Source organism: Paraburkholderia sp. RL18-085-BIA-A, from assembly GCF_046027075.1.
Classification (GTDB): Bacteria; Pseudomonadota; Gammaproteobacteria; order Burkholderiales; family Burkholderiaceae; genus Paraburkholderia.
In genome coordinates this window covers 1-7,280 of record NZ_JARESU010000248.1, presented here as the reverse complement: position 1 = coordinate 7,280, position 7,280 = coordinate 1, and the positions used below count along the sequence as shown (strand labels likewise).

Sequence of the window (7,280 nt, the reverse complement as noted above, 5' to 3'; positions counted from 1 at the left end):
GGAATACTACTGCACCCGCCGTCTGGAATGCTGTCCTATTCAATAAATAAGGTATCCTTATGTATTGGAGACGTCTCGGCATCACCGGCTGTTTGCACCAGAACCATCGTGAACGGTCGGTGTGGTCCAGAAGTCGGGCGCATCGTTCGTGCCTGCATGGACGGACAACGAAGCGGCAGCGAGCGCTACGGTAGCTACGAAACTTTTAACTTTGTACATGATTGATTGCGGTTTCACTAAAGTCGCACAATGGTCGGAAGCAGAGATGGTGCAGCCCCGAGATAGATATGACCGTTCCTCAGGTGTGGCCAACGAGAGTCACCCCCCTAGTCCAGCCTTCGCCATCATCCCAAGCGCCACGCAGATCAACACTCCCGCGAAACCCACCTGTACATGCCGCGCGGAGAGACGGTGCGAGACCAGCCGCCCGGTCACCATGCCGGCGCCCGTCGCCAGGCTGAACCACAGCGTCGGGTCGAGCGGCAACGGCGCGCCGTGCAGGACCGTCGCGACAACACCGCCGCTGCCGACCAGCGCTATCACCATCAGCGACGTAGCGACGATGCCGTGCATCGACACGTTGGTCAGCTTGCGCAGCATTGGCACGATGATAAAGCCGCCACCCACCCCGAGCAGCCCGGTCATCAGCCCGGTCAACGCGCCGGTTGCCGCAAGTGCGGCCCCCGTGGTCCATGACCAGATCAGCCGCCCGGTGTCGGGATTGATGCGGCCGACGCAAAACCGTGAGTCCACGCGGTCCGGTCGCCCCCGCCGCAAAGCCTGTGATAACAGCCTTCCGGCCACGACCAGCATGACGGTGGCAAACAGCGCCAACAGCACACGTTGTGGTAACGCATGCGCGAGGCGCACACCGAGCAAGGTCAGTGGCACACCAGCTGCGGCCATGAATAGCGCGGCGCGGTAACGGACGAGCCGCTGCCGGAATGCTTCAAGCGCGCCGATAGCAGCGCTGCCCGCCACGGCGACCAGCGCAACCGGCGTCGCCTGCTGCATCGGCCAGCCCATGCCGGCCACCAGCGCCGGAACGGCCAGTATGCCGCCACCCGCACCGGTCAGGCCGAGCACCGCGCCAACGATGGCGCCAAGGATAAGTGAAGTTAGCATGAGAAATCGGACAGGTTGTTGGCCACCGCCGCGTTAGCCCAGCCGGCCTGATTGCAGACGATGGCGCGAAAGCCAGCGGCCTTGAATGTTTGCAGGTCGGATGCGGCAACCTGTTGCGATACCGCCAGCCCGGGCATCAGTTTCGTGATGTCCATCGACTGCTCCTGTTGCTTCTATTAACTACGGCCGCCCGTTCAGATTGCGTTGAGGGGAATCTTGAGATACAGCACTCCGTTATCTTCCGGATCGGGCAGATGTCCCGCGCGCATGTTGACCTGCACTGACGGCAGCATCAGCACCGGCATGTTGAGTGTCGCATCGCGCGCGGTACGCATCGCAACGAAGGCGTCCTCACCGATACCGTTGCGTACATGGACGTTGTGTTCGCGTTCCTCGGCTACCGTGCTGACAAACTGCAAAGGGCGCCCGCCGGGCTGGTAGTCGTGGCACATGTAGAGCTTCGTGTCCGCCGGCAGGCTCAACACCTTGTTGATTGACCGGTACAGCGTACGGGCGTCGCCGCCGGGAAAGTCGCAGCGCGCGGTGCCATAGTCGGGCATGAACAGGGTGTCGCCGACAAAGGCCGCGGTCTGCGCGCCGTCGCTGACCACATAGGTCATGCAGGCCGGCGTATGGCCCGGGGTATGGATGGCGCGCGCCTGCAACGCTCCGACGGCGAATGTTTCGCCGTCGGAGAGCAGATGATCGAACTGGCTGCCATCGTGCGCGAATAGCGAACCTGCGTTGAACAGCTTGCCGAACACGTCTTGCACGCGCGTCACCTGCTCGCCGATCGCAATCTTTCCGCCGAGTCTTTCCTTGAGGTAAGGCGCGGCGGACAGATGGTCGGCATGCACGTGGGTTTCGAGAAGCCACTGGACGTTCGCGCCAAGCTCATGGACGCGAGACACGAGCCTGTCGGCTGTCGTCGTGCCGGTACGACCGGACTTCGGGTCGTAGTCAAGGACGCTGTCGATCAGTGCACAGTCGCCCGTGCGGACATCCAGCAAAAGGTAACTGACCGTCCAGGTACCGGGGTCGAAGAAGCCTTCGACCTGCATGGGGCTCGCGGTAGTCAACGTCATCTCCTCAAACATTCCGGGCCGTCGATTTCTCAAAGTAACGCCGCGCTGCAGTCTTGTCCCGATGAAGCCAAGGGAAGGACGCGGTTAGTACGATTTGTACGGCAGGAACTTGCCAGACAGCAGCACCTTGACGCGGTCGCCTTTCGGATCGGCCTCACGCTGGATATCCATCGAAAAATCGATCGCGCTCATGATGCCGTCGCCGAACTCTTCGTGAATCAGTTCCTTGATCGTGGTGCCGTACACGCTGACGATTTCGTACCAGCGGTAGATCAACGGATCGGTCGGCACCGCAGTCTCGAGCGAACCCTTGTACGGGACGATCTGCAACCACGCGACGGCCTCGTCCGGCAGCCCGAAGATCTCGCCGGCAATCTCGGCCTGCTGCTTGCTGAAGGTCATCTGGCCGAGGCACGCGGCCGTCGTCCACTCCTTGCTCTGGCCGATCTTGCCGGCAACCTCACTCCACTTCAGGCCCTTCGCGACCTTGGCGGAAACGATCATCTGCGTTACTTCATTGCGGCTGGAAATCATGGGTGGCTCCTTGGGTAAGAAATCAGGCAATTGCCTTGAGATTGGGTCCGGCAGGCCGCGCGATTGCGACCGGCGCGGCTGCGCCGTCATCGAGCCCGGGATAGACGAGCCGCGTTGTGGCGGCGGCTACGCGCCCGGTATCGGCCCGGTCGCTGTGGGAGGCGCTCAGTTCTTTCGAACGCCGCACCAGAAAGTCGACCAGATAATTGCGGATCCGGTAAAACTGCGGGTCATGGTGCATGGTCTCGCGCTGACGGTTAGCCGGCAGCGTGTTGACGACGATCTCGGCGATCCGGGCGCGCGGCCCGTTGCTCATCAGCATGATCTTGTTCGACAGCAGAATCGCTTCGTCGACGTCGTGCGTGATCATGAATACGGTCTGCTGCGTCGCGGTGCAGATTTTCAGCAATTCATCCTGGATCACACCGCGCGTCAACGCGTCGAGGGCGCCGAACGGCTCGTCGAGCAGCAGCATGCGCGGCTCGATCGCAAACGCCCGCGCGATGCCGACGCGCTGCTTCATTCCGCCAGACAACTCCGACGGCTTCTTCTTTTCGGCGCCCTTCAGGCCGACCATCTCGATGAAGCGTTTGCCGTGCCCGGCGATCTGCTCGCGTGTCCAGTCCGGATAGCGCGAGCGCACCGCGAACGCGATGTTGCCTTCCACGGTCATCCACGGCAGCAGCGCATGGTTCTGGAACACCACGCCGCGATCGAGCCCAGGTCCGGAAATTTCGCGATTGCGCACGATCACGTGCCCCTCGCTGGGCTGCTCGAGACCGGCCAGCACGTTCAGGATGGTGCTTTTGCCACAGCCGGAATGGCCGATTACGCAAATGAATTCGCCCTGCTCTATCTTGAAGCTGACGTTTTCGAACACCGGCGGCAGGTCGTCGCGATAGCGCTTGGTCAATCCTTCGACGCTGACGAAACTCGTCACGCCGGACGTCTGGGCATTGGACTTAGTCGACATAGGTCACCTTGCGCTGAAGTTGGGCGAACAGCAGGTCGAGTGTCATGCCAACCAGACCGATGAGCAATACCGAGAACAACACGTTCGCCAGTGACAGGTTGTTCCATTGGTTCCACAGGAAGTAGCCGATGCCGGTGCCGCCGACCAGCATTTCGGCCGCGACGATCACGAGCCACGCGATGCCCATCGAAATCCGCATGCCGGTGACGATGGTGGGCGCCGCCGCGGGCAGCACGACCCACAACGCGCTGCGCAATGGCGGCACTTCAAGCGTGCGCGCCACGTTGAGCCAGTCACGCCGCACCCCAGCGACGCCGAACGCGGTATTGACGAGCATGGGCCACACCGAGCAGATGAAGATCACGAATACCGCCGAGGCCGACGAACTCTTGATCGTGTACAACGCGATCGGCATCCAGGCGAGCGGCGAAATCGGCTTCAGCACCTGGATGAACGGATTGAAGGCGAGGAACGCAAGCCGTGACATGCCGATCACAAAACCGAGCGGCACCGCAACCAGCAGCGCAATCGCGTAACCGGCCGCGACCCGCACGAGCGAATAGCCGAGCTGGATGCCGACGCCCTTGTCGTTCGGTCCGTTGTCGCGGAACGGATGTGCGAGCTGGCGTGCGGCCTCGTGCGCGAACTCGGCGGGCGATGGGAAGCCGGTGACCTTTATCGAATCCGCCGCAGCGCCGTCAGCACCCGGATCGGGCGCCTTGCCCATCAGCACTGCATACTCCGCAGCCTCGGCGGCCTCGGCATTCGTGGCTTTCGATGCCGTCGCCGCAGCTGTCGCGGCGGGCGTCTTCGGCAGCGTCGCGGCCTGCCAGATGACCAGCAGCAGCGCGAGCAATACAAGCGAGCAAAGCGCCGCCTTGCCTCTCAACGTGAATCGTCGAATTGGAGTCATTCAGTTTCCCCTGCGTTCAGGCACGTTTGATGGCAAAGCCATTGAGGTAAGCGTCGGGTCGGTTCGCATCGAAAGTTCGACCCATCACCGTGATCGGCCGGTAGCCGCCGTTGTCCGCGATATCCGGTGGTGTCTCACCAAGCTGCTTCATCGCGTTGCACGCGTCGGTCAACAGGAATACCTGCTGCGCGAGTGAACGATAGTCAACACCGCCCTTCAGATAGCCCCAACGCTTCATCTGCGTCATCATCCATGTCGCCATCGAATACCACGGCAGCGGCTGGAAATCGATTCGGTCCGCGACGCGGTGCACGTGACCAATGCCGTCCGCATAGGTGCCGGTCAGCACCTGCCGGATCACCAGCTCGGGCTGATTCAGATAGGCAGGCGCGGCAATCATTTTCGACAACCCGGCGCGATGCGCAGGGTCGCTCGAATAGGCGGCCGCGCGCAGATTCGCACGCAGCAGCGCGGCGAACGCGTTCGGGTTCTGCCGCACGAACGCGTCGGGCACACTGAACGAGCAGCAAGGATGCCCCGCCCAGATGTCCTTCGACAGAATATGAATGAAACCGACCTCGTCGAATACCGCGCGCTGGTTAAACGGATCGGGTCCCAGAAATCCGTCGATGTTGCCCGCACGCAGGTTCGCGATCATCTCCGCCGGCGGTGTCACACGCAGTTGCACATCGCGATCCGGATCGATGCCATGCTCCGCGAGGTAATAGCGCAGCAGAAAGCTGTGCATCGAATAGTCGAACGGAATCGCGAAGCGGAAACCTTTCCAGTTGCGCGGGTCGCGGTTGTCCTTGTGTCTGAGCGCCAGCACGATGGCCTGGCCGTTCACGTTCTGGATCGTCGCGACGCGCGTCGGCGTGGGCTGCGAACCGACGCCAAGCGAAATCGCTAGCGGCATCGGCGCGAGCATGTGCGATGCGTCGAGTTCGCGATTCAGCATCCGGTCGCGCACCAGCGCCCAGCCGCCCACCTTGTTCAGCGTGACGTTCAGCCCTTCCTCTTTGTAAAAGCCGAGCGGTTCTGCGGCGATCAGCGGCGTGGCGCAGGTGATCGGCAGAAAGCCGACGTTGAGGTCGCGCTTTTCGGGCTGTGTGGCTTTCGTTGCTGCGAAAGCCTGCTGGAGCGACGCGATCGGCAGCACGCTGTACACGGCGGCGATGGCCGTGCTCTTGCCGACCGCACGGATAAAGGCACGCCGCATCGCGTTGCGCGGAAAGAGTGCGCGTACGGCCGCTGCTTCGACGGCGTCGCACCACGCGGCTTCAGTGTCCGCGCTGCTTCCGTCATGCGCGTCGTGCGCGGCGCCCGTAGTGGCGGCGCGGTGCGCGGCCTGGTCGGCATGGCGGCCGCATGAGCAGCCTCCCAGCGTGCTGCCGGGGTCGAACGGTTGATAGCGGTTACCCATGTGGTGTCCGGTGCGTGAGGGTGGGTTCAGGTCGCGAGCTCGACCCGCCGGCTGCCAACCGTCAACGACGAAACAATGTCGCCGTCACGGTACTGCGCCATCGCGAGGTGTCCGTCGTCTTCTTCGACGATCTGCCAGTCCAGTTCGCGCGACGGCCGTCCGCGCACGACGATCGGCGTCGAACGCGTCTTCACGCGGATCACGGGCGACTGGTGGCGATAGCCTGAGTGTTCGCAGCCGGTCACCGCGTGCGCGATCGCTTCGGCCTGCGCGGCAATCGGCTCGATGAAGCGGCACGGCTCGCCGGCGAAGCTGATGCAGTCGCCGAGCGCGTAGATATCCGGCACGCTGGTCTGCAACGTGCGGCTGTCCACGACGATGCCGCGCGCGAATTCGAGTCCTGCCATTCTTGCGAGGCGCCCTTCGGTGGCGAGCCCCGCCGCGCACAGCACGAGATCGGCGGCAATCCGCTCGCCGTGCTGCGTCGTGATCACCTTTTCGCTTCGCGTGGCGCTGACCTCGGGGACACTGCCGCTTGCCGTCCTCGCATTACTCGCATTACTCGTCCACTGTGTGGCGCACGCGTCGATCCCACGCCGCTCCTCGATGCTCACGCTGCGGCCGGGCAGAAAGCGGATGCCGAGCTGCGTCCAGCTGGCGAGCAGGCGGCGCGAGGCCGGCGCCGGCAACAACGCCGCGAGGGGCCTGTCGCTCACATCCAGCACGGTGACCGTATGTCCCGCCCGTGCCAGGTCCTCCGCCAGCTCGCAGCCGATCAGCCCCGCGCCGATCACCGCTACGCGCGCCGGCCTCGCCATCAGCCGGCGCTGCATGCTGCTCCACATCGACAGATCGTTGACGCGCCAGCACAGCTCGCGCGGCAAGCCGGACGGCACCACGGGCCGCGCCCCCTGGGCGAGAACCAGTTGCCGGTAACGGAACGTGCCCGCCGTCGTGCGCAGTTGATGCAGCGCCGGCGACAACCCGATCGCGTAGGTATGGGCGACCAGCCGTACGCCGAGGCGTGTTGCGGCGGCCGGCCCGGTCTCGAATACGAGCCGCTCCGGTGTGCGTTTCTCGCTCAACGAAACCGACAGTTCCGGCTTGCGGTAACGGTCCGCCGAGCAGGCGCTCACCAGCGTGATCGGGATGTCCGGATCCAGCGCCCGGACTGCTTCGACGGCTGCCCAACCCGCCGTGCCGCCGCCGACCACGATTACCCCAGGG

The 7,280-nt window shown here is 63.6% G+C and carries 8 protein-coding genes; all 8 read right to left on the bottom strand.

The window, feature by feature from the left end; all coding sequences use genetic code 11:
• Nucleotides 1-318: 318 nt before the first annotated feature.
• Nucleotides 319-1,125, bottom strand: coding sequence for a sulfite exporter TauE/SafE family protein (locus tag P0D89_RS49970; protein ID WP_408370086.1), 807 nt, complete (start codon nt 1,123-1,125; stop codon nt 319-321).
• Nucleotides 1,119-1,280, bottom strand: a complete 162-nt coding sequence (locus P0D89_RS49965; RefSeq protein WP_408370083.1) for a hypothetical protein — start codon at nt 1,278-1,280, stop codon at nt 1,119-1,121. Before P0D89_RS49965 ends, P0D89_RS49970 begins: the two co-directional genes overlap by 7 nt.
• 39 nt (nt 1,281-1,319) lie before the next feature.
• Entirely contained in the window at nt 1,320-2,210 is an 891-nt protein-coding gene (locus P0D89_RS49960) for an MBL fold metallo-hydrolase (RefSeq protein ID WP_408379222.1), read from the bottom strand.
• Nucleotides 2,211-2,294: 84 nt separating this feature from the next.
• Nucleotides 2,295-2,744: a cyanase gene (gene cynS, locus P0D89_RS49955; protein ID WP_408370077.1), complete on the bottom strand. Its 450-nt coding sequence runs from the start codon at nt 2,742-2,744 to the stop codon at nt 2,295-2,297.
• 22 nt (nt 2,745-2,766) lie between these two features.
• Nucleotides 2,767-3,717 (bottom strand): ABC transporter ATP-binding protein, encoded by a 951-nt coding sequence (locus P0D89_RS49950; RefSeq protein ID WP_408370074.1) that lies wholly within the window; start codon nt 3,715-3,717, stop codon nt 2,767-2,769.
• Nucleotides 3,707-4,630, bottom strand: a complete 924-nt coding sequence (locus P0D89_RS49945) for an ABC transporter permease (protein WP_408370071.1) — start codon at nt 4,628-4,630, stop codon at nt 3,707-3,709. The genes P0D89_RS49950 and P0D89_RS49945 overlap by 11 nt, the downstream gene beginning before the upstream one ends.
• Before the next feature lie 16 nt (nt 4,631-4,646).
• Nucleotides 4,647-6,053 (bottom strand): CmpA/NrtA family ABC transporter substrate-binding protein, encoded by a 1,407-nt coding sequence (locus P0D89_RS49940; RefSeq protein ID WP_408370068.1) that lies wholly within the window; start codon nt 6,051-6,053, stop codon nt 4,647-4,649.
• Nucleotides 6,054-6,079: 26 nt separating this feature from the next.
• The coding region (locus P0D89_RS49935) for an FAD-dependent oxidoreductase (RefSeq protein WP_408379219.1) at nt 6,080-7,280 on the bottom strand (1,201 nt) is incomplete at its 5' end.